Source organism: Paraburkholderia sp. 40, assembly GCF_050434105.1.
In the GTDB taxonomy this organism is placed as follows: Bacteria; Pseudomonadota; Gammaproteobacteria; order Burkholderiales; family Burkholderiaceae; genus Paraburkholderia; species Paraburkholderia tuberum.
Window position 1 is genome coordinate 2,604,379 of sequence record NZ_JBNPVY010000004.1, and the last position, 21,479, is coordinate 2,625,857.

The following is a 21,479-nucleotide window of genomic DNA, read 5'->3' on the forward strand; positions in this document are numbered from 1 at the left end:
AAAAACGCACGTACCCAGGACGAAACCGGCGGGTGAAGCCGGCCGGTCACGACGTGCACATGTGAGCTGCGCTCGCCGCCCGGCGGGGAATGGAAGACGGTTGCTTCCGGAAACTTCCCGCGCCGGTATTACCCGGATCGGGTGCAAAGGGTCTCTCTCAGCCTCGCCGTCCCGGCATGAAAGTCATGCCGCCTGTGGGCGAAGCACCCCTGTTTCGTCGCAGGTCATTAGACCATAAAAGGCGCGGCGCCCGCAAACCAGCGCTCCGCGGTCGCCACCCCAATTTTGATCTGGCACCGTCTGTCGAGATGCCGGTGCGAAGCGGCCCGGCGCTCTGGCACAATGCCGTGACCGGTGCCGCAAAAACGCGGCGCGCGCGGCGCTCGTGGCCGCATGCGTGGCGGCGGCACCCCAGCGGATGCCGGCCCCGAAAATTAATTTTCGCTTAAGGGCGTCACGCCAGAATCGGGCGCCCGTCCGGACTCGCGTTCATCGAGCGTGATGGCGCGATGCCCGGCCAGGTATCGCAGACCCGCGGCAGCCACGCCCTCGCAAAGGAGCCTGCTGTTCGCGGGATCGCCCGACATGGGTCAACCAGATCGGACCCGTACGCCGGAATGGCACTTCGGGTCAGCACTTCATCAGGACGCTCATGACACCACATACTTCCGCCAGCCCCGCGCTGCCGCCCGACGAAACGGTCTCCGCGTGGACCCTGATCAAGCCCTACTGGGTTTCCGAGGAACGAGGCATCGCGTGGGGGCTGCTCGTCACGATCATCGTGATGAACCTGCTCGTCGTCTGGATCAACGTGCGCCTGAATAGCTGGAGCAGGGACTTCTACAACGCGCTGCAGGCGAAGAACGTCCACGACTTCCCGCACCTGCTGATGATCTTTACCGGACTCGCGTTCGGTTTCATCATCCTTGCCGTGTATGGACGCTATCTGCGCCAGATGCTCGGCTTCCGCTGGCGCCAGTGGCTGACCACCCGCTACCTGAACGAGTGGCTCAACGACAGCGCGTTCTACCGCATCGAGCGCGACCGCCTCGCCGACAACCCCGACCAGCGGATCAGCGACGACCTGCAGTCGTTCGCGACCACCACGCTGTCGCTGACGCTCGATCTGCTGTCGACCGTCGTCACGCTCGTGTCGTTCATCACGATCCTGTGGTCGCTCGCGGGCGCGTTGAGCATCTCGCTCGGCGGCATGCCGCTGCAGATCCCCGGCTACATGGTGTGGGCCGCCGCGCTGTATGCGGTGGTCGGCTCGCTCATCACGCAGAAGGTCGGCCATCCGCTCGTGTCGATCAACTATCAGGCGCAGAAAGTCGAGGCCGATTTCCGTTTCGGCTTGATCCGGCTGCGTGAGAACGCCGAGCAGATCGCGTTCTACAACGGCATGGAAACCGAGAAGACGAACGCGCGCACGCTGTTCGGCCGCATCCGCGACAACTGGTGGCAGGTAATGAAGTACACGAAGCGCCTGACCTTCGTGCTGAGCTTCTACGGCCAGATCGCGATCATTTTCCCGATCGTCGTCGCCTCGCCGCGCTACTTCGCGGGCGCATTCACGTTCGGCGTGCTGATGCAGATTTCGAGCGCGTTCGGCACGGTCAGCGATTCGTTCTCGTGGTTCATCAACAGTTATACGAGCCTCGTCGAATGGCGCGCGACCGTGAACCGGTTGCGCGAATTCAAGCGCGTCGTGCATTCGCCGCGTCTGAAGGAATCGGTGTCGCCGGCCACGGAACATGGCGGCATCAATCTGCATTTCGTCGACAGCAACACGCTTACCACCGACAGCCTCCAGCTCGCGCTGCCCAATGGCAACCCACTGTCGCGCATCCGCGATATCGCGATCCAGCCGGGCTCGCGCTGGCTCGTGCGCGGTCCGTCGGGCGCCGGCAAGAGCACGCTGATGCGCGCGCTCGCGGGCCTGTGGCCCTTCGGCGATGGCTCGATCGACGCACCGGTCAACGCGCGCATGATGTTCATCCCGCAGGTCAGCTACATGCCGATCGGCACGCTGAAGGCGGCGCTCGCGTATCCGTCGGCGGCGGACACCTATGGCGACGACGAATGCCGCGACGCGCTCATCACCTGCCATCTGTCGGAATACGCGGACCGTCTGCAGGAAACGGCGCACTGGACTCGCGTGCTGTCGCCGGGTGAGCAGCAGCGCTTTGCCGCCGCGCGAGTGCTGCTGCACAAGCCGGACTACCTGTTCCTCGACGAAGCGACCAGCGCGCTCGACGCGGAAAACGAGGCGCGGCTCTATCGGCTGTTCACCGAGCGGTTGCCGAAGGCTGCGATCGTCAGCGTCGCGCATCGCGAATCGCTCGCAGCGTTCCATGACGAAACGCTCGACGTCGAGCGTTCTGTCGAAGCGGTAGCGGCGTGAGCGACGCGAGCGGCGCTCACGTCAGCGAAGCGCACGGCGCCGCCGCTCGCGTCGTGCTGATCACCGGCGCCGGTTCCGGCATCGGCGCGGCGCTCGCACGGCGCCTCGCGGCGCCGCATACGTCGTTGATGCTGCACGCGCGCGGCGCAGACGACGCCTCCCGTCGACGGCTCGTGCAGGTTGCCGCCGACTGCACGGCAAGCGGCGCACGCTGCGCGACCGTGTTCGGCGACCTCGCCGAGCGCGGCGCGGCGGAGCACGTGATCCATCAGACGCTTGCGAGCTTCGGCGCACTCGATCAACTGGTCGCGAACGCCGGCCATGCGCAGCGCCAAACGCTGGCCGCGCTCGATCCCGACACCTTCGGCGCCGCCTTCGCCGCGATGCCAGCCGCCTTCGCCGCGCTCGTGCGGCGCGCGATGCCCGCGCTCGAAACATCGAAGCGCGGTCGCGTGGTCGCCTTGAGTTCGTTCGTCGCGCATCGCTATCGCGCGGATGCGCCATTCGCCGCGACGGCGGCCGCGAAAGCGGCACTCGAAGCGCTTGCGAAAACGGCGGCCGCGGAGCTCGCGCCGCTCGGCGTGACCGTCAATTGCGTGGCGCCGGGCTACACGCGCAAGGATCGCGGCCCAAGCGCCGACAACGCGGCCGTGTGGGCGCACGCCGCCGAAGCCACGCCGCTCGGTCATGTTGCCGAACCGGACGACGTCGCCGCGCTGATCGCATTCCTGCTGTCCGACGCGGCACGCCACCACATCACCGGCCAGGTGATTCACATCGATGGCGGCTTGACGCTCGGTTAAGCCTCGCCTGCGCGCCGGCACCTCCGGACGCAACATCCGGAAAGACACGAGAAGAGTTCGAAAGCATTTGCGGAGCGCGCAAGCTGTTCCGCGCTTTGAAAATGCCTGCGAGCAGCGACGATAGTCGTACGGGCCGCGCCATGCGCCGGCCTTCGTTGATGTCAGTCACGTCTTTCATCGCAACCGCTCTTCGGACTCCTCGCCCATGTCATTCGCTCGCCGTGTTTCACCTTTGCTCCCGTCTTTGCTCCCGCGCATCGCGCTCGCCTGCGGCGCGGCGCTGCTGCTCACGAACGCCGTCGATGCCGCGCAAACGACCGTGCCGAACCAACCCGCCGATATCTGCGCGGCGCTCACGCACATCGTCGATGCGAGCGATTTCCGGCGACTGCCAAACGAGACCGCCGCGCAACTGCCGGGCGTATCCAATACGGACGATTGCCGCGCCAGCCCGCACGCGTACGACTGCCACTGGCGCGCGCACTGGCAAGCCGACGGCGTCATCAACGATCCGCTCGAAGAACTCGGCGCCGACATCGCCGCCTGCTTTCCGCGCGTCGTGCACGACGTCAACACACCCGTGCGCCAGCATTTCGTCGTGACCACCGACGCCCGTCGCGTGAACGTCACCGCGAGCGTGCAAGGTCAGAACGAACTGCGACTGCGCGTGACGCGATGAGCGCGCGGCCGTCGCTGCTTTTGATGCTCCATCGCACTTCGTGACCGGGATCGGGCGCTGCCTCATGACCTCGTCGCCGACCGTGCGCGCGCCAGCGGCAACCAGGCATTCGCGCCTGTGTCCGGTCGCCTCGCTGATATGCCGGCGTCGTTGCGCCCTCGCCGCCTTCGCCGCGACGCTGACGCTCGCGCTCGACGGCTGCGCCTGGACGCTGATCCAGGCCGCCGACGCCACCGGCTCCGTCATCCCGGCCGGCTACGCGATCGCGTCGAACTACTCGTCGCCGACCTTCGTCAACGGGCGCCCCGCGGATTTGCAGCACCTCTGCATCGAAGTGAACCCGACGGTGTCGGTCGGCGATTTCGTGCCGGCGCTGCAGTTCGCGCTCGAGCGGCGCGGTATTCGTTCGGACGTCTACAATCCGGGCACCTCGCCGGCCGGCTGCGAAGCGCGGCTCGTCTACAACGCCGCGATCGACTATGGCCACCGCTCGTTCAGCGACGAATCGATCCAGTACCTGTCGATCATCGATCTGACGCTGATCCAGAGCGGCCGCATTCTGGTCACCGCGCGCTATCAGACCGGCGGCCTGAACACCGACCGTTTTTCGTCGGCCTCGGTCAAGCTCGGCGGACTGATCGAGCGGATGGTGGTCGATCGGACCGATTTCCCGCGTCAAGCGCAGCAACGGCAGACCCTGCAAACCTCGCTGGCCTTCCCGCCGCCCCACTGAGTGCTCGCGGCTTTGCTTTCGCTTGCAGCGCCTTACACGGGAAAGGATTGGAAAGCGGTATACGCTTTGCGCGGCCCGTGCGCATCACTAAGATGACCTGAATGAACCAGACCATCCTGATCGTCGATGACGATCCCGTCGTACGCGAGCTCGTCAGCGAATATCTGCACGGCCGCGGCTTAAAGGTCGCCATGCTGGAAAATGGCTTGGCGTTGCAGCGCAGATTGCAGCAGGAGCGTCCCGCGCTCGTCGTGCTCGACATCAAGATGCCGGAGCTCGACGGCATCAGCGCGCTGCGCGCCTTGCGTGTCGCCGGCGACGACATTCCCGTGATCCTGCTGACCGCGCGCGCCGATCCAATCGATCGCGTGATCGGCCTCGAACTCGGCGCCGACGATTATCTCGGCAAGCCTTTCGAACCGAGCGAGCTCGTCGCGCGGATTCGCACCGTGCTGCGGCGTCGCGGCTCGATCGCGCCGGGCGCGCCCGAACAGCGCGCGCCCTATCATTTCGGCCGCTTCGACGTGAACTTCCCCGCGCGCGAACTGCGCCGCGACGGCGAACGCATCACGCTGCGTTCGAGCGAATTCGCGATGCTGAAAGTGTTCGTCACGCACGCGATGACCGTGCTCACGCGTGCGCAGCTGCTCGAAAAACTGCACGGCAATAGCGAAGCGCATCGCAATCGCAGTCTCGACGTATCGATCTGGCGCTTGCGTCGATTGATCGAAGTGGACCCGTCGGAACCGCGCTACGTGCAGACCGTGTGGGGACGCGGCTACGTGTTCGTGCCGGACGGCGAGATCGGCGCGGCCGAACGCGGGCTTGCGCCGCCGCTCGGTTAGCGGCGCCTGATGGTCGAAGCCGGTTGATGCCGCCCACGCGTCGCACGTAACGCGCGGCGCGGTGTCGCGCGCATCGCGCTGACCCGGCTGACGGTCAAAACGTCAGCACACTCAGAAACATCCTCTGCAGCCAGCCCATCGTCGTCGCATCGTTGACCATGCCGAGGCCCGCCTGCTCGATGCGCGCGTTCGCGACCTTGCTCGACGCGACGTAATTGCCTGCTTCGATGTCCTTGGGATTGACGATACCCGAGAGTCGAAGACGGTCGCGGGTCCCGCTCATCGCGATCACCTTCTCGCCTGACACGACGAGATTGCCGCCCGACACCGTGCCGATCACGGTCACGGCTAGCGTGCCCGTCATGTCGCTGATGTCGCTCAGATTGCCCTGCCCTTTGTAGTCGGTGCTGGCGGAGCCGATGTTGAACAGTTTGGCGAGTCGCGCGGCGGCATTCGTCGATTGATCCGCGGCAGTCGCGGTGATGCTGCTCGTGCGGTTCGCCGACGCGCTCGCGCTGTTGTTGCCGCTATACGATTCCGACAGCCGGATCGTCAGCACGTCGCCGACGTGCTGCGCGCGCGGCGTCTCATACAGCAGCAGCGGCGTGCCGGCCTGATAGATCGCGCCTTGCGTGTTGACGTTCAACGGTGCGGACGCGAGCGGCGGCGCCATCGGCGTTTCGACGATCGACCTGGTCTGCGCGCTCGAACAGGCCGCGAGACAGCTCGCGGCGCCGAGCACGAGGGTGAGACGTAGCGCGGTCATGCTGGCTCCGTGGCGGAAAGGATGAAAGGAGTCGAAGTGAGGCGGCCTATCCGGACACCGCCCGGTTTCGGCGTTGGGATCGCACCGGTAATCAGGGTTGCCTGGCAATCGTCAGCCCGCGTCGGCGCCGCTCGCCTGCCACTGCCGCACGACCGCTTTCATCCACGCATCCGAGCCCTTCAGCAGATACGTGAGCGTGCCGTTGCGGCTGCCGGGCAGAAAGCACAGCGTGATCGAACTCACCGCGTTCTCCCATACGTACATCGGCATCGCGCCCGGCGCCGCCGCGTTGCGGGTCGCGAGACGCGGCGGCCCGTAACGATCCTCGAGCGCGACGCGCAGATCCTCCGCGGTCAGTTCGTCGATCACGAACGACATCTCATAGAGACGCAGCGCGCCCTGCCCGTCGATGCGCGCGAAGCGCATCACGTGTTCGAGCGCCGGCGCACCATCGACCACGGCCTGCGACACCGCCCAGCGTTCATCATCGCGATGCGCCCAGCGGCACGCGACGCTCAGGCTATCGTGCGACTTCAGCCGCATGCCGAGCGCTCCGGCCTGCACGTCCGTCTCGCAGATCGGCACGCTGCCGACCGGCGTCGCGCGCACGGTCGAGCCCGCGCGGAATTCGTCGATCGTGATGCCGAGCGCGACGCCGCGAAACGAAAACGGCGCGTCCGGCGAGCGCCGCCGCGTGTCGGTGACGACGCTATTCGATGCCGCGCTGGCCGCCTTCGCACTGCGCGCGACGAGCTGTGCATGCGCGGCGCACGACAGCACGCCGCCGAGCAGCATCAGTGCACCAACCATCCGGGTGAGCGTCATGATTCAATCGATCGCGGAAGCGCACATGTCGAAAGGCGTCGCCGCCGCATGGCCGACGACCGGCAGCACTTTCAGGGTCGCCGCCGTGACCCGGCACGGCAGCGCCGCGGCGCCGCAGCCGCCGAGCGGCAACAGCAGCGCGCCGGCAACGAGCCACGCCACGGCGCGCCGCCGCTGCTCAGTAGTTCTGGATAACGGCACGCGGACCTCGCCGACTCACGCAGTCGTGTTGACCAGATGGCCGATGAGCCCCGTGCCCGGCGCAGGCAGTGCAGGCTGCCCGAGCCCGGCGCTCTGCTGCGATTTCGCCGCTGCGCCCGTGGAGCTTGAACTGGCGGATTTCTCCGTGGCCGGCTTATTCGCCAGCGAGGAGAAAGGCGTGGAACTGAGCGTATTGTGGATCGTCATGATGGACCTCGCGAAGGTGCGCATCGCGCACCGGTGTCGGTTGAACGCCGCGTGCCGTCGTCCGAGGCAGCGGGCCTCGTTCGGCGTGCGGCGCGACTTGCTGCGGAACGAATCATCGCGCCGCGCGGGTGCCGACGATGGGCGAAGCAAAGCACGCTTTCGCGCGGTTGTTACGATCCGTTCCCGGGGCTTGCGAGGGCTTTCGAGTGCTTGCCAACCGTTGTCATCGCGTGCCTGTCGTCGCGCAGAGCCGGATCAGGCAGTGCTAAAGTAAGCGCTGAACCTTCGCTGATCAGCCCCGGCGCGAGCCCGCCAGCACCGAGCGGCACACAGTAAGCGTTGGTAAGGAAATGCCCGGTCGCGCGTTGGGCGGGCCAGTCTAGAATTTCGCCATGAATCCACAGGTCCTTATCATCGACGACGATCCGGTCGTACGCGATCTGCTTTGCAAGTTTCTGCAGTCGAACGGCTTCGATGCGTCCGTGCTGCATGACGGCACCCATTTGCAGCGTCGTCTCGAGCGTGAGCGGCCGTCGGTCGTCGTGCTCGACATCATGATGCCGAACACCGACGGCCTGCGCGCGCTCACCGCGTTGCGCGCCGCCGGCGACGACATCCCGGTGATCTTCGTGACCGCGCGCGGCACGGTGGCCGACCGCATCGTCGGCCTGTCGCTCGGGGCGGACGACTATCTGACCAAGCCCTTCGATCCGCGCGAACTGCTCGTGCGGATCCAGACCGTGTTGCGCCGGCGCGGGCCGTCCACCACGAGCGCGCCCGAAGCACGCAAGCGCTATCGCTTCGGTCCATTCGAACTGGACTTCGCCACGCGCTCGCTGACCCGCGACGACGCCAAGCTGCCGCTGCGCGACAGCGAATTCGCGCTGCTGAAGATCTTCGTCAACAATCCGTACAAGGTGCTGTCGCGCGTGCTGATTCACGATCTGGTGCATCGCGACAACCTCGCGTTCCGCGACCGTAGCCTCGACGTACCGATCTGGCGCCTGCGCCGCGTGATCGAGGACGACCCGTCGAACCCGTGCTACGTGCAAACGGTGCGCGGCAAGGGCTACGTGTTCGTGCCCGACGCCAACGGCACACCCTTCGAGGACGGGGCCGCCCCGAGCGCATGAGAAATCCGCTGAACACGCTGTTCGGCAGAATGGCGTTGCTGTCGGCGGCGGTGCTGTTCGCGATTCAGGCGAGTTGGTTCGTGCTGGTGACGATGCAGCCGCCGCGCCATGAAATCGACGGCTTCGCGCGCGGGATTCTGCTCGTGCTGCAGGCGATCAACGGCGAGCCGATCAAGGGCGCCGCGCTCGCGCCGGCGATGCGCGTGCATCTGGTGCCCACCTGGAACATGCCGACCAGCGTGCATCTGCGCGAGCCGCACGAGCATATGGTGGTCGAACTGAGCCGGCACCTGCGTGAGAACCTGCCGGCCGGCACGCAGATCGCCGTCGACGATCTGCGTCCGCCGCAACTGTGGGTGCTGGTCCCGGGCAAGTCGAACTGGGTCGTCGTGCCGGTCGACCTGCCGCCGCCGCCGCGTTTTCTGATCGAATCGGTGTCGATGCTGGTCGCCGGGCTGATCCTGTCGTTGTTCGCGGTGTGGCAGATGCAACGGCCGTTGTCGCGCGTGGCCGATGCGTCGCGCGCGTTCGGCTCGGGCGGCCGGCCCGAACCCGTGCCGGTGCAGGGCCCGCGCGAGCTGCGTGACCTGATCGGCTCATTCAACGACATGATGCGGCGCCTGAACGAAGCCGGCGACGACCAGGCGGTGATGCTCGCCGGCGTCGCGCACGATCTGAAGGCGCCGCTCACGCGCCTGAAGCTGCGCGCAAGCGTGCTGGTCGACGAAAACGAGCGCGCGGGCCTGATCCGCGACGTCGATTCCCTGACCAACATCGTCCAGCAGTTCCTCGAATTCGCGGGCCAATCGGCGGACGCCGGACCGCCCGTCGAAGTCGACGAGTTCTTGCGCGAGCAGTTTTCCTCGGGCGATTACGCGGAGGCCGCTGAAACCGCCGAAGCGGCGGACCCCGCCGAAACCCCGCTGTTCGCGCTCGATCTGCGCGCCGGCCCCTCGTTCACGCTGCCGCGCACGCTGCTCGACCGGCTGGTGACGAACCTCGTCGACAACGCGCTCGAACACGGCATGCCGCCGGTGGAAATCTCGACCGCGTGCAACGACCGTCATTGGACGATCAGCGTGCGCGACCACGGCGCCGGCATTCCCGACGACCGCATTGCCGCGGCGATGAAGCCGTTCGTGCGGCTCGACGCCGCGCGCGGCGGCGAAGGCCATTGCGGGCTCGGTCTCGCGATCGTCGCGCGGCTCGCACACGATCGCGGTGGACGCTGCTTCGTGCGCAATCACGCGCAGGGGGGGCTCGAAGTAAGGATGGAATTGCCGGTGGACCCGGCGCTGTCTTAAGGATGCTCGCAGGCAAACGCGGCGCGGACCGGACACTTACCTGCCCTTACCGCATCGACTGTCGCGCGGGTTGCGGCCTTATAGTCGCCCTCGGCAACCTCGATGCAGCCCTTCCCGGTCCGCTCGCACCTCTGCGGCGGACTTTTTTTTTTGCGCTGCAGGAAGGCCAACAAAGCGCGCCAGCGAAGCGCGTCAATGCACGAGCCGATTGCGCAGCGCGTCGACCGTCGCCGTGGAAAGACCGAGGCCTTGTGTCAGGTAGCTCGCCATCGTGCCGTAGCTCGCCTGCACCTGGTCGAAGCCCGCCTGCAGATAATTCTCGTCGACGTCGAGCAACGGCGCTCTCGCCGTCGCAATGGCCGCGCCTTCCTGCGCGCGCAGTGTGGTGGTTTGCGCTGCGATCGATGGCGCGAGATAGACGTTGCTGAGCAGGTAGTCCTGCATGATCACGTCGAGCGGAACGTTGGCGATGCTGAGCAGCAGCGCCGCGACCCAGCCCGCGCGATCCTTGCCCGCGTTCGAGTGGAATAGCTGCGCGCCCGTGCCGTCGGCGAGCGCGCCGAGCAACGCGCCATAGGCGGCTCGCTGCGGGCCGCCCGTCACATACCCGCGCGCTTGCGCCTGCATGAACGCGACGGCGTCGACGGGAGAATCGACCGGGGGTGCGACGAAGTCGTTCATGCCGAGAACGTTCAGCGTCGAGGATGTCGCGCCGCTCGGCAGCACGTCGGCGATGCGTGCGATTTCGGCGGGCGTGCGCAGGTCATAGACCGACACGATACCGAGCTTGTCGAGCGTCGCCGTGTCGGTGCCGCTCAGCGTCAGCGCGTTCGCGCGATAGAACACGCCGCGCCGCATCTGTTTGCCGTCGACGGTCAGATAGCCGGCACCCGCGCCGCCGACATCGCGGAAGTTGCTGACCGACACGAGCCGGGGCGTAGCCGGCTGATCGGCTTCGAGACTACCGCCGCAGGCGGACAGCAGCGTGCTGCCGAAACCCGCGGCCAGCATCGCACCGGCCGAACCCCTCAGAAAGCGTCGCCGCGCCGCCGACGCTTCGCCGGGCATGCCGCGCTCCACGGGCACGGTCGTGCTCGCAAGGGCGCGGATAGGCGAACGGTTTTTCGCGGTAACGGACATCGGGGCGACAGGTGTATAGGAGGATTGCGTGGGGCAGCCGGGGCTGCAGACGCAGTTTAACGTTGACCAAGAAGTTTTGCGCTACATCGTAGGGGATAGTAAGAAAAAAGAGGGTGCGGTTGGCCCACTGATTTCCGTTCCCTTGCGGTGCCTTATCGGTCGTTACCGCGCGCACGCCCTTTTTGACCCCAACTGGCCTCACGACGCCGCATCCCCGTAGAATACGGACACCCACCCATCCGGCCCCCGCAGGCACAAGAAACCTGGAGACCACAACAAAACATGTCTTCTCTCCAATGGTTCACCGAGCTGACCCCGCGCGAGCATCGCACGCTATTCGCCGGTTTCGGCGGATACGCGATCGACGCGTTCGACTTCATGATCTACTCGTTCCTCATTCCGACGCTGATCGCGACGTGGGGCATGAGCAAAAGCGAAGCAGGCATGATCGCCACCAGTTCGCTGATTTCGTCGGCGATCGGCGGCTGGCTCGCCGGCATTCTCGCCGATCGCCACGGCCGCATCCGTATATTGCAATGGACGATCGCCACCTTCGCGATCTTCACGTTCCTGTCTGGCTTCACGCAGTCGTTCTGGCAGTTGCTCGCGACGCGTACGCTGCAGGGCATCGGCTTCGGCGGTGAGTGGTCGGTCGTGACGATCATGATGGCCGAGACGATCCGCTCGCCACAGCATCGCGCAAAGGCGGTCGGCACCGTGCAGAGCAGCTGGTCGTTCGGCTGGGCGGCCGCGGCGATCGTCTACTGGGCGGCGTTCGCGCTGCTGCCGGAACAGTACGCGTGGCGCGCGTGCTTCTGGGTTGGCCTGCTGCCCGCCGCATGGATCATCTATATCCGCCGCAACGTCAGCGACCCCGACATCTTTGTCGCGACGCGTCGCGCGCGCGAAAGCGGCATCAACACGTCGCACTTCATGCAGATCTTCTCAGCCGAGCATCTGAAGACAACTGTGCTCGGCAGCGCGCTGTGCACCGGCATGCTCGGCGGCTACTACGCGATCACGACGTGGCTGCCCACCTATCTGAAGACGGAGCGCCATCTGTCGGTGTTCAATACGAGCGGCTATCTGATCGTGCTGATCGTCGGTTCGTTCGCCGGCTATATCGTCGGCGCGATTCTGTGCGACAGGATCGGCCGGCGCGCGTCGTTCGTGCTGTTCGCGGTCGGCTCGTTCGTGCTCGGCATGGTCTACACGATGCTGCCGATCACCGACGCGATGATGCTCGCGCTCGGCTTCCCGCTCGGCATCGTCGTGCAGGGGATTTTCGCGGGCATCGGCGCGTATCTGTCGGAGCTGTATCCGAACGAAATCCGCGGCTCGGGGCAAGGCTTCTGCTACAACCTCGGGCGCGGGCTCGGTTCGTTCTTCCCGATCCTCGTCGGCACCTTCGCACAGACGATGACGCTCGTGAAGGCGATGGGCATCGTCGCGGGCTCGGGGTATCTGCTCGTGATCGTCGCCGCGTTGTGCCTGCCGGAAACGAAGGGCAAGGTACTCGGGGCGGCCGGCTCCGCCGCTTGAGATTGTCTGAAACCGCAGTTCCCAATCATGAAAACGATCGTACTCGGCGGCGGCGTCATCGGCGTCGCCACTGCTTTTTATCTGTGCCAGCAAGGCTGCGACGTGACGTTGATCGAGCGCGAACCCGACGTCGCCCTGTCCACGAGTTTCGGCAACGCCGGCGTGATCGCGCCGGGCTACGTGACGCCATGGGCCGCGCCCGGCATGCCGGCGAAAATCCTCAAGTACCTGTTCAAGCCGGCCTCGCCGCTGATCTTCCGGCCGACGCTCGATCCGGCCCAATGGCGCTGGATCGCGCGCTGGCTGCGCGAGTGCGACCTCGACCGCTTTCGCGTGAACAAGCAGCGTATGCAGCGCATCGCGTACTACAGCCGCGCTTGCCTGCACGAATTCCGCGGCCGTCATCCGTTCGACTACGGCCGCAGCCAGGGCTATCTGCAACTGTTTCGCAGCGAGTACGACGTCGAACTCGCGCAGCCGGCGCTCGCTGTGCTGCGCGATGCGGGCATCGTGCATCGGGAAGTCAGCGCCGCGCAGTGCGCGGAGATCGAGCCCGGTCTGCACTGGGCGCGTCAGGCGCCGTTCTCGGGCCTCTATCTGCCCGACGACGAAGCCGGCGACTGCGCGCGCTTCACCCGCGAACTGCGCGCGATCTGTGAACGCAATGGCGTGAGCTTTCGCTTCGACACGCGCGTCACGTCGCTCGATGTCGAGGGAGCGACGGTGCGCGGCGTGCGTATTCAAAGCGAGCGGGGTGCGCAGACGCTGCCGGCCGACGCGGTGGTCGTCGCGCTCGGCGTCGATAGCGCGGCGTTGCTCGCGCCGCTCGGTGTGAGGGTGCCGCTCTATCCGGTGAAGGGCTATTCGGCCACGCTGCCTGTGACCGACGAGGAAAAAGCGCCACGGGCGGCACTGATGGACGAATCGCTGAAGACGGCGATCACGCGCTTCGGCAACAACCTGCGCATCGCGGGTACGGCGGAGCTCGGCAATCGCCAGACGACGTTGCGCGAGCAGGCGCTGCAAACGCTGCTCACAGTGCTGCGCGACTGGTTTCCGCACGCGGCCAATCCGACTTCCGCGCACTTCTGGGTCGGCCGCCGGCCGATGACGCCCGATGGCGCGCCGCTGCTCGGCCCGTGCAACTTCGACAACTTATGGCTGAACCTCGGGCACGGCTCGACAGGCTGGGCGATGTCGATGGGCTCGGCGCGCGTGGTCGCGGATCTGATCGCGCAGCGCAAACCGGAGATCGATCTCGACGGTCTGACGCTCGCGCGCTATCGCCAATGAGGCGGACATAACGCACCGCGACGAGATAAAAGAAAACCGGGCTCCCCCTTTCAGGCGAGCCCGGTTTCTTTTTTACTGCATTGCTTTCCCGCTACAGGTGCCCTTCATGGGGCGCCTTGTCGTCTCCACGTCTTCCTGCAAATCGTGGCCGGCGCGCGCGGCCTGGAACTCCAGGCACGCACACCAGCTGAAGACGTTTAACGCGGCAGTTCCGAATGCCCCATCAGGAACGCATCGACCGAACGTGCGCACTGACGGCCTTCGCGAATCGCCCACACCACGAGCGACTGGCCACGGCGCATGTCGCCTGCCGTGAACACCTTGTTCACCGACGTGTAGTACGCCTTGTCGCCCTCCGTTGTGGCGCGCACGTTGCCGCGCGCATCCTTGTCGACGCCGAACGCTTCGAGCACCGGCGACACCGGCTGCGTGAAGCCCATCGCAAGCAGCACGAGGTCGGCCTTCATTTCGAATTCGGAGTTCGGCACTTCGACCATCTTGCCGTCCTTCCATTCGACGCGCGCGGCGATCAGCTTCTCGACCTTGCCGTTCTTCCCTTCGAGACGCTTGGTCGCGACCGCCCAGTCGCGCTCGCAGCCTTCCTCATGCGACGACGACGTGCGCAGCTTGATCGGCCAGTATGGCCATACGAGCGGCTTGTTCTCTTCTTCCGGCGGCTGCGGCAGCAGTTCGAACTGCGTGACGCTCTTCGCGCCGTGACGGTTCGACGTGCCCACACAGTCGGAACCGGTATCGCCGCCGCCGATCACGACGACGTGCTTGCCCTTCGCGACGAGCTGGTTCGGCACTTTGTCGCCGGCGTTGACCTTGTTCTGCTGCGGCAGGAATTCCATCGCGTAATACACGCCTTCGAGCTCGCGGCCCGGCACCGGCAGATCGCGCGGCGTTTCGGAACCACCGGCGATCACGACCGCGTCGAACTGTTCGTTCAGCTCGGCCGGCGTGATCGTTTCCTTCGCCGTGTTGCCGATGTGCGCCGGCAGCGAGTCCGGCTTGCCGATGAACACGTTGGCGCGGAACGTCACGCCTTCGGCTTCCATCTGGCGCATGCGGCGGTCGATCTGCCACTTCTCCAGTTTGAAGTCGGGGATGCCATAACGCAGCAGGCCGCCGATCCGGTCGTTCTTCTCGAACACGGTCACGTCATGACCGGCGCGCGCGAGCTGCTGCGCGGCCGCGAGACCCGCGGGGCCCGAGCCGACCACGGCGACCTTCTTGCCGGTCTTGTGCTTCGGCGCTTGCGGCGCGACCCAGCCTTCGGTCCAAGCTTTGTCGATGATCGCGTGCTCGATCGACTTGATGCCGACTGGGTCGTCGTTGATGCCGAGCGTGCACGCCGCTTCGCACGGCGCCGGGCAGATGCGGCCCGTGAACTCGGGGAAGTTGTTGGTCGAATGCAGCACTTCGATCGCGTTCTTCCAGTCCTGACGGAACACCAGGTCGTTGAAGTCCGGGATGATGTTGTTGACCGGGCAGCCGCTGTTGCAGAACGGAATGCCGCAGTCCATGCAACGCGCGCCTTGAATCTTCGCTTCGTCGTCGGTCAGTGCCGCGACGAATTCCTTGTAGTGCTTCACACGCGTGAGCGGAGCCTCGTACGTCTCGTGGCGACGTTCGAACTCGAGAAAACCGGTTGCCTTGCCCATGTGGTTCTCTTCTCTATCTGTATCTAGGGGTAATCTGGACCCGCCGCGCGTCGATTGGTCGGAACGCGGCGGGTACGTCTAAAGGTGACTTCCGTGAAGGCAGCTCAGGCGGCGAGCACTTCGCTGTTCGCCTTCTTCGCAGCGAGTTCGCCGAGCGCGCGCTTGTATTCGGTCGGGAACACCTTCACGAACTGACGGCGTGCCGCGTCCCAGTTTTCGAGCAGCGCCTTCGCACGCGGAGAGCCCGTGAACTGGAAGTGACGCTCGATGAGCCCCTTGAGCAGCGCTTCGTCGGTCGTGCCGCGATGCCACACGCCCTGATCGACCGTGCGCTCCTGTTCGGCCTGTTGCAGCACCGGTTCGAGCGCGACCATCGACTTGTTGCACTTGCTCGCGAACATGCCGTCCGGATCGAACACGTACGCGATACCGCCCGACATGCCGGCCGCGAAGTTACGGCCCGTCTCGCCGAGCACGACCACCGTGCCGCCCGTCATGTATTCGCAACCGTGGTCGCCCGTGCCTTCGACGACCGCCGTCGCGCCCGAGTTACGCACGCAGAAACGCTCGCCGGCCACGCCGCGGAAGAAGGCTTCGCCTTCGATCGCGCCGTACATCACCGTGTTGCCGCAGATGATGTTCTCTTCCGACTTGCCGCGGAAATCGTTGGTCGGACGGATGATGATGCGGCCGCCCGACAGGCCCTTGCCCACGTAGTCGTTGCCGTCGCCGACCAGATCCAGCGTGATGCCCTTCGCGAGGAACGCGCCGAAGCTCTGACCCGCGGTGCCCTTCAACTGGATGTGGATCGCGTCGTCCGCGAGTCCTTCGTGGCCGTACTTCTTCGCGATCGTGCCCGACAGCATCGCGCCGACCGTGCGGTTCACGTTGCGCACCGGCTGGATGAACGACACGTGCTCGCCCTTCTCGATCGCGGCCTTCGCCTTCTCGATCAGCGTGTGGTCGAGCGCGCGGTCGAGGCCGTGATCCTGCACGTCGACGTGCTTGCGCGCGACTTCCGCAGGCACTTGCGGCTGGTAGAACACACGCGAGAAGTCGAGGCCCTTCGCCTTCCAGTGCTCGATACCCTTCTTCGTGTCGAGCAGTTCCGCGCGACCGATCAGGTCGTCGAACTTGCGGATACCGAGTTGCGCCATGATTTCGCGCGCCTCTTCCGCAATGAAGAAGAAGAAGTTCACGACGTGTTCCGGCTGGCCCTGGAACTTCGCGCGCAGCACCGGATCTTGCGTCGCGACGCCGACCGGGCACGTGTTCAGATGGCACTTGCGCATCATGATGCAGCCTTCGACGACGAGCGGCGCCGTCGCGAAGCCGAACTCGTCAGCGCCGAGCAGCGCGCCGATCACGACGTCGCGGCCGGTCTTCATCTGACCGTCGGCCTGCACGCGGATACGGCCGCGCAGCTGGTTCAGCACCAGCGTCTGCTGCGTTTCGGCGAGACCCAGTTCCCACGGCGTGCCCGCATGCTTGATCGACGACAGCGGCGATGCACCCGTGCCGCCGTCATGACCGGCGATCACGACGTGGTCGGCCTTCGCCTTCGCGACACCCGCGGCAACCGTACCGACGCCCGACTCCGACACGAGCTTCACCGAGATGCTCGACGACGCGTTCACGTTCTTCAGATCGTGAATCAGCTGCGCCAGATCTTCGATCGAGTAGATGTCGTGGTGCGGCGGCGGCGAAATCAGGCCGACGCCCGGCACCGAGTAACGCAGCTTGCCGATGTAGTCCGACACCTTGTGGCCCGGCAGCTGACCGCCTTCGCCCGGCTTCGCGCCCTGCGCCATCTTGATCTGGATCTGATCGGCCGACGCGAGGTACTCCGCCGTCACGCCGAAGCGGCCCGACGCGACCTGCTTGATGCGCGAGCGCAGCGAATCGCCTTCCTTCAACGGAATGTCGACGACCACTTCGTCGCCTATCACGGACTTCATCGTGTCGCCGTTCTTGATCGGAATGCCGCGCAGTTCGTTGCGATAACGGTTCGCGTCTTCACCGCCTTCACCGGTGTTCGACTTGCCGCCGATGCGGTTCATCGCGACGGCGAGCGTGGCGTGCGCTTCGGTGCTGATCGAGCCCATCGACATTGCGCCGGTCGCGAAACGCTTGACGATTTCCTTCGCCGGTTCGACTTCGTCGAGCGAGATCGCCTTGGTCGGATCGAACTTGAACTCGAACAGGCCGCGGAAGGTCATGTGGCGCTTGGTCTGATCATTGATCAGATGCGCGTATTCCTTGTACGTCTGATACGAGTTGCTGCGCGCCGAGTGCTGCAGCTTGGCGATCGCATCCGGCGTCCACATGTGTTCTTCGCCGCGCACGCGGTAGGCGTACTCGCCGCCCGCGTCGAGCATGTTCGCGAGGACCGGGTTGTCGCCGAATGCTTCGCGATGCAAACGGATCGCTTCTTCTGCGACGTCGAACAGACCAATGCCGCCGACTTTCGACGACGTGCCGTGGAAGTACTTCGCCACCAGATCCGCGGCAAGACCGACCGCTTCGAAAATCTGCGCGCCGGTGTACGACATGTAGGTCGAAATACCCATCTTCGACATGACCTTCTGCAGGCCCTTGCCGACTGCCTTCGTGAAGTTGTAGACCGCCTTCTCCGCCGACAGGTCGCCCTTCAGGCCGGCCGCGAGCTGGCTCAGCGTTTCCATCGCGAGGTACGGGTGCACGGCTTCCGCGCCATAGCCCGCGAGCAGCGCGAAGTGGTGCGTTTCACGCGCCGAACCGGTTTCGACGACCAGACCCGTGCTCGTGCGCAGACCCTGCTGCACGAGGTGCGTGTGAATCGCGGCCGTAGCGAGCAGCGCCGGAATCGCGACGTTGTCGCGGTCGGTCTTGCGGTCCGACACGATCAGCATGTTGTAGCCGGACTTGACCGCATCGACGGCTTCCGCGCACAGCGACGCAAGGCGTGCCTCGATGCCTTCCTTGCCCCAGGCGACCGGATAGCAGATGTTCAGTTCGTACGAGCTGAACTTGCCGCCCGTGTACTGATCGATCGCGCGGATCTTTGCGATGTCCTTGAAGTCGAGCACCGGCTGCGACACTTCGAGACGCATCGGCGGGTTGATGTTGTTCGTGTCGAGCAGGTTCGGCTTCGGCCCGACGAACGACACGAGCGACATCACCATGTTTTCACGGATCGGGTCGATCGGCGGGTTCGTGACCTGCGCGAACAGCTGCTTGAAGTAGTGATAGAGCGTCTTGTTCTTGTTGGACATGACCGCGAGCGGCGAGTCGTTGCCCATCGAGCCGACGGCTTCCTCGCCCGCTTGCGCCATCGGCGCCATCAGGAACTTCAGGTCTTCCTGGGTGTAGCCGAACGCCTGCTGGCGATCCAGCAGCGCAGCAGCTTCGCGGCGTTCCGTCACGACGTCTTCGGCCTTCGCCTCGATCTCGTCGAGCTTGATGCGCACGGCGTCGATCCAGCTCTTGTACGGCTTGGCGTTCGCGAGGTTGTCCTTCAGTTCCTTGTCGTCGATGATGCGGCCGTGCTCCATGTCGATCAGGAACATCTTGCCCGGCTGCAGACGCCACTTCTTGACGATTTTCGACTCGGAAATAGGCAACGTGCCGGCTTCCGACGCCATGATGACGAGGTCGTCGTCGGTGACGATGTAGCGCGCCGGGCGCAGACCGTTACGGTCGAGCGTCGCGCCGATCTGGCGGCCGTCGGTGAACGCGATGGCGGCGGGGCCGTCCCACGGCTCCATCATGGCGGCGTGGTATTCGTAGAACGCGCGGCGGTTTTCGTCCATCAGCGTGTGCTGTTCCCAGGCTTCCGGAATCATCATCATCATCGCGTGGACGAGCGGGTAGCCGGCCATCACCAGCAGTTCGAGACAGTTGTCGAACGATGCAGTATCCGATTGACCCGGATAGATCAGCGGCCACAGCTTCGGCAGATCGTCGCCGAGTACGTGCGAGGCGATCGCGCCGGTGCGCGCGTTCAGCCAGTTGACGTTGCCCTTCACCGTGTTGATTTCGCCGTTGTGGGCGATCATGCGGTACGGGTGAGCCAGTTCCCACGCCGGGAACGTGTTGGTCGAGAAGCGCTGGTGCACGAGTGCGAGCGCCGAAATAGTGCGGTCGTCCTGCAGGTCGCGGTAGTACACGCCGACCTGACCCGCCAGCAGCAGACCCTTGTAGACGACCGTGCGCGCCGACATCGACGGCACGAAGTATTCCTTGCCGTGCTTGAGCTTCAGCGCCTGAATGCGATGGCTCGCGGTCTTGCGGATGATGTACAGCTTCCGCTCGAGCGCGTCGGTCACCATGATGTCCTTGCCGCGGCCGATAAAGATCTGGCGGATCAGCGGCTCGCTCGCCTTCACGGTCGGCGAGATCGGCATGGCATGGTCGACCGGCACGTCGCGCCAGCCGAGCACGACCTGACCCTCGGCCTTCACCGTGCGCTCGAGTTCCTGTTCGCAGGCGATGCGCGACGCGTGCTCCTTCGGCAGGAAAATCATGCCGACGCCGTATTCGCCAGCCGGCGGCAGCGTCACGCCCTGCCGGGCCATCTCTTCGCGATAGAAGCCGTCCGGAATCTGGATCAGGATGCCCGCGCCGTCGCCCATCAGCGGATCGGCGCCGACGGCGCCCCGGTGGTCGAGGTTCTCGAGAATCTTCAGGCCCTGCTGGACGATTTCGTGACTCTTGTGGCCCTTGATATGAGCGACGAAGCCGACGCCGCAGGCGTCATGCTCGTTTTGCGGGTCGTACAGACCTTGGGCGGCGGGAACCGGGTGAATCGGTTGCTGGTGGTCGTTCATGGGGACACCGTCTGTGAGGAGGCCGGACAGGCCGTTAAACCATTGTTTTGGCGCAGTGCACTTCGCGACCGCGACGGCGCTCTTCTCGCAGCAAGACTGCGCGGGACGAAAAGCGTCGGAAATCGGAATATACGCGACGAATCAAGGAAATAGCAAATAAAACCTATTGATCAGCCCCCGATTATCAAATTGGTGCATCGCGATTGTTTTTTATTGGTTCCATATCAATTTGGGGCAAAAGAAAACGGCATACGACATGCCGTCTTCATGCAGTTCCTTGATGCAAAACGCTTTAATCGGATTTAAAGCGGCTCTATCGGCGCCGCCGGGGTATCGCCCTACCGCCGCCTCACTGCGTATGCGGCGTCTCGCGCACCTTGCGTGGCCGGCCACGCGGTAGGGGCGACACACGTCGGTTGGCGGCGCGCGCCGCCCATTCGCGGTATGTGTCGCTGCCGAGCACCCAGCCCTTCAACGTGGCTTGCTGGAGCTGACTTGCCTCGCGCTCGTCGAGCGGCTGCTCGCACAGTTCGCGATAAGCACGCTGTCGCTCGAACGGCGTATTGCCGAGCGACCAGTAAAGGGGGTGATCCGTGATCAGACTGTCGAGGGTGAGGCCGATGTGATGACGGTAGCTCGACCAGCGATAATCCTCGGCCGCGTTGACCAGTTCCAAGCGCACCGGACACATTTCCACGACCCGGCTCGCAAGCAGGAAGTAGCGCTCACCCTCGATCACGGTGGCCCGGTAACGGCCTTCCCACAAGGTGCCGCGACGCGCATAGCGCCGGTTGAAGTGCGCGACGTAGCGCCGCCCGACGGCCTGCATCGCCTTGGGGAGGCTCGACTCCTCGGTGGGCGTGACGAGCAGTTGCACGGCGCCCGGCATCAAGGCGTAAGCGTGGATGGAAAGGTGATGGTCCCGGGAGGCCGCCTTCAGACAGTCGATGAAAAGCTCGTAGTCCTGGTCGTCGACGAAGGCGGGCTGCTGGTCGAGCCCGCGGAGGATGACGTGCTGCGGCTGGTCGGGGACATAAAGACGTGCAAGCCGTGCCATGCTGGAGTGTCCAATAGTCGCGTTGGTATATACCCGAAGGTCCGAAGAGCCGCATGGGCGCAAGGTTCGGCG

At 65.2% G+C, this 21,479-nt stretch carries 17 protein-coding genes and 1 riboswitch; of the genes, 9 read left to right on the plus strand and 8 right to left on the minus strand.

Translation table 11 applies throughout. The annotated features are described in order from the left end of the window. Positions 1-97: 97 nt before the first annotated feature. A riboswitch (TPP riboswitch) is annotated at positions 98-221 on the minus strand. A 431-nt stretch (positions 222-652) separates the two neighbouring features. The 5 genes from OKW28_RS33870 to OKW28_RS33890 all read left to right on the plus strand — a co-directional run bounded on the left by OKW28_RS33870 (position 653) and on the right by OKW28_RS33890 (position 5,464). Then, a complete protein-coding gene (locus OKW28_RS33870) occupies positions 653-2,404 on the plus strand; it encodes an ABC transporter ATP-binding protein/permease (protein ID WP_429451952.1) in 1,752 nt (583 codons plus the stop codon). After that, positions 2,401-3,207 (plus strand): SDR family NAD(P)-dependent oxidoreductase, encoded by an 807-nt coding sequence (locus OKW28_RS33875; protein WP_429451953.1) that lies wholly within the window; start codon positions 2,401-2,403, stop codon positions 3,205-3,207. The genes OKW28_RS33870 and OKW28_RS33875 overlap by 4 nt, the downstream gene beginning before the upstream one ends. 205 nt (positions 3,208-3,412) lie before the next feature. Then, positions 3,413-3,886: a hypothetical protein gene (locus OKW28_RS33880; protein WP_429451955.1), complete on the plus strand. Its 474-nt coding sequence runs from the start codon at positions 3,413-3,415 to the stop codon at positions 3,884-3,886. 64 nt (positions 3,887-3,950) lie between these two features. Further along, positions 3,951-4,619 (plus strand): hypothetical protein, encoded by a 669-nt coding sequence (locus OKW28_RS33885; RefSeq protein ID WP_429451957.1) that lies wholly within the window; start codon positions 3,951-3,953, stop codon positions 4,617-4,619. A gap of 101 nt (positions 4,620-4,720) precedes the next feature. Next, the gene (locus OKW28_RS33890) at positions 4,721-5,464 is read left to right on the plus strand and encodes a response regulator (protein ID WP_429451959.1); all 744 of its coding nucleotides are present in this window, start codon (positions 4,721-4,723) and stop codon (positions 5,462-5,464) included. Positions 5,465-5,558: 94 nt separating this feature from the next. Here OKW28_RS33890 and OKW28_RS33895 read toward each other — a convergent pair whose 3' ends face one another. The 4 genes from OKW28_RS33895 to OKW28_RS33910 form a co-directional block, all read right to left on the minus strand. Further along, entirely contained in the window at positions 5,559-6,230 is a 672-nt protein-coding gene (locus OKW28_RS33895; RefSeq protein WP_429451961.1) for a flagellar basal body L-ring protein FlgH, read from the minus strand. 111 nt (positions 6,231-6,341) lie between these two features. Then, positions 6,342-7,055: a hypothetical protein gene (locus OKW28_RS33900; protein WP_429451963.1), complete on the minus strand. Its 714-nt coding sequence runs from the start codon at positions 7,053-7,055 to the stop codon at positions 6,342-6,344. Between the two features lie 3 nt (positions 7,056-7,058). Then, the gene (locus OKW28_RS33905; protein ID WP_041734448.1) at positions 7,059-7,217 is read right to left on the minus strand and encodes a DUF6726 family protein; all 159 of its coding nucleotides are present in this window, start codon (positions 7,215-7,217) and stop codon (positions 7,059-7,061) included. A 54-nt stretch (positions 7,218-7,271) separates the two neighbouring features. After that, entirely contained in the window at positions 7,272-7,463 is a 192-nt protein-coding gene (locus tag OKW28_RS33910) for a hypothetical protein (RefSeq protein WP_429451965.1), read from the minus strand. Between the two features lie 392 nt (positions 7,464-7,855). Between OKW28_RS33910 and OKW28_RS33915 the strand changes: the two genes are divergently transcribed. Then, positions 7,856-8,596: a response regulator gene (locus tag OKW28_RS33915; RefSeq protein WP_429451967.1), complete on the plus strand. Its 741-nt coding sequence runs from the start codon at positions 7,856-7,858 to the stop codon at positions 8,594-8,596. Beyond that, complete coding sequence (locus OKW28_RS33920) at positions 8,593-9,900, plus strand: ATP-binding protein (RefSeq protein WP_429451969.1); 1,308 nt, start codon at positions 8,593-8,595, stop codon at positions 9,898-9,900. The genes OKW28_RS33915 and OKW28_RS33920 overlap by 4 nt, the downstream gene beginning before the upstream one ends. A 192-nt stretch (positions 9,901-10,092) precedes the next feature. On the opposite strand, the gene OKW28_RS33925 is transcribed toward OKW28_RS33920, so the two are convergent. After that, complete coding sequence (locus tag OKW28_RS33925) at positions 10,093-10,968, minus strand: tyrosine-protein phosphatase (protein ID WP_429451971.1); 876 nt, start codon at positions 10,966-10,968, stop codon at positions 10,093-10,095. A 354-nt stretch (positions 10,969-11,322) separates the two neighbouring features. Here OKW28_RS33925 and OKW28_RS33930 point away from each other — a divergent pair, with 354 nt between their 5' ends. After that, entirely contained in the window at positions 11,323-12,582 is a 1,260-nt protein-coding gene (locus OKW28_RS33930; protein WP_429451973.1) for an MFS transporter, read from the plus strand. A gap of 27 nt (positions 12,583-12,609) precedes the next feature. Next, entirely contained in the window at positions 12,610-13,875 is a 1,266-nt protein-coding gene (locus OKW28_RS33935; RefSeq protein ID WP_429451975.1) for a D-amino acid dehydrogenase, read from the plus strand. A 197-nt stretch (positions 13,876-14,072) separates the two neighbouring features. On the opposite strand, the gene OKW28_RS33940 is transcribed toward OKW28_RS33935, so the two are convergent. The 3 genes from OKW28_RS33940 to OKW28_RS33950 all read right to left on the minus strand — a co-directional run bounded on the left by OKW28_RS33940 (position 14,073) and on the right by OKW28_RS33950 (position 21,407). Continuing rightward, a complete protein-coding gene (locus OKW28_RS33940; protein ID WP_429451976.1) occupies positions 14,073-15,542 on the minus strand; it encodes a glutamate synthase subunit beta in 1,470 nt (489 codons plus the stop codon). Between the two features lie 104 nt (positions 15,543-15,646). Further along, entirely contained in the window at positions 15,647-20,350 is a 4,704-nt protein-coding gene (locus tag OKW28_RS33945; RefSeq protein ID WP_429451978.1) for a glutamate synthase-related protein, read from the minus strand. 349 nt (positions 20,351-20,699) lie between these two features. Then, positions 20,700-21,407 (minus strand): transposase, encoded by a 708-nt coding sequence (locus OKW28_RS33950; RefSeq protein ID WP_018420184.1) that lies wholly within the window; start codon positions 21,405-21,407, stop codon positions 20,700-20,702. Positions 21,408-21,479: the final 72 nt, after the last annotated feature.

Excerpts from the sequence above, each read along its gene's own strand:
- OKW28_RS33870 (WP_429451952.1), top strand. The coding sequence starts at position 653 with ATGACACCACATACTTCCGCCAGCCCCGCGCTGCCGCCCGACGAAACG.
- OKW28_RS33880 (WP_429451955.1), top strand. The coding sequence starts at position 3,413 with ATGTCATTCGCTCGCCGTGTTTCACCTTTGCTCCCGTCTTTGCTCCCG.
- OKW28_RS33885 (WP_429451957.1), top strand. The coding sequence starts at position 3,951 with ATGACCTCGTCGCCGACCGTGCGCGCGCCAGCGGCAACCAGGCATTCG.
- OKW28_RS33890 (WP_429451959.1), top strand. The coding sequence starts at position 4,721 with ATGAACCAGACCATCCTGATCGTCGATGACGATCCCGTCGTACGCGAG.
- OKW28_RS33895 (WP_429451961.1), bottom strand. The coding sequence starts at position 6,230 with ATGACCGCGCTACGTCTCACCCTCGTGCTCGGCGCCGCGAGCTGTCTC.
- OKW28_RS33900 (WP_429451963.1), bottom strand. The coding sequence starts at position 7,055 with ATGACGCTCACCCGGATGGTTGGTGCACTGATGCTGCTCGGCGGCGTG.
- OKW28_RS33910 (WP_429451965.1), bottom strand. The coding sequence starts at position 7,463 with ATGACGATCCACAATACGCTCAGTTCCACGCCTTTCTCCTCGCTGGCG.
- OKW28_RS33915 (WP_429451967.1), top strand. The coding sequence starts at position 7,856 with ATGAATCCACAGGTCCTTATCATCGACGACGATCCGGTCGTACGCGAT.
- OKW28_RS33920 (WP_429451969.1), top strand. The coding sequence starts at position 8,593 with ATGAGAAATCCGCTGAACACGCTGTTCGGCAGAATGGCGTTGCTGTCG.
- OKW28_RS33925 (WP_429451971.1), bottom strand. The coding sequence starts at position 10,968 with ATGCCCGGCGAAGCGTCGGCGGCGCGGCGACGCTTTCTGAGGGGTTCG.
- OKW28_RS33930 (WP_429451973.1), top strand. The coding sequence starts at position 11,323 with ATGTCTTCTCTCCAATGGTTCACCGAGCTGACCCCGCGCGAGCATCGC.
- OKW28_RS33935 (WP_429451975.1), top strand. The coding sequence starts at position 12,610 with ATGAAAACGATCGTACTCGGCGGCGGCGTCATCGGCGTCGCCACTGCT.
- OKW28_RS33940 (WP_429451976.1), bottom strand. The coding sequence starts at position 15,542 with ATGGGCAAGGCAACCGGTTTTCTCGAGTTCGAACGTCGCCACGAGACG.
- OKW28_RS33945 (WP_429451978.1), bottom strand. The coding sequence starts at position 20,350 with ATGAACGACCACCAGCAACCGATTCACCCGGTTCCCGCCGCCCAAGGT.
- OKW28_RS33950 (WP_018420184.1), bottom strand. The coding sequence starts at position 21,407 with ATGGCACGGCTTGCACGTCTTTATGTCCCCGACCAGCCGCAGCACGTC.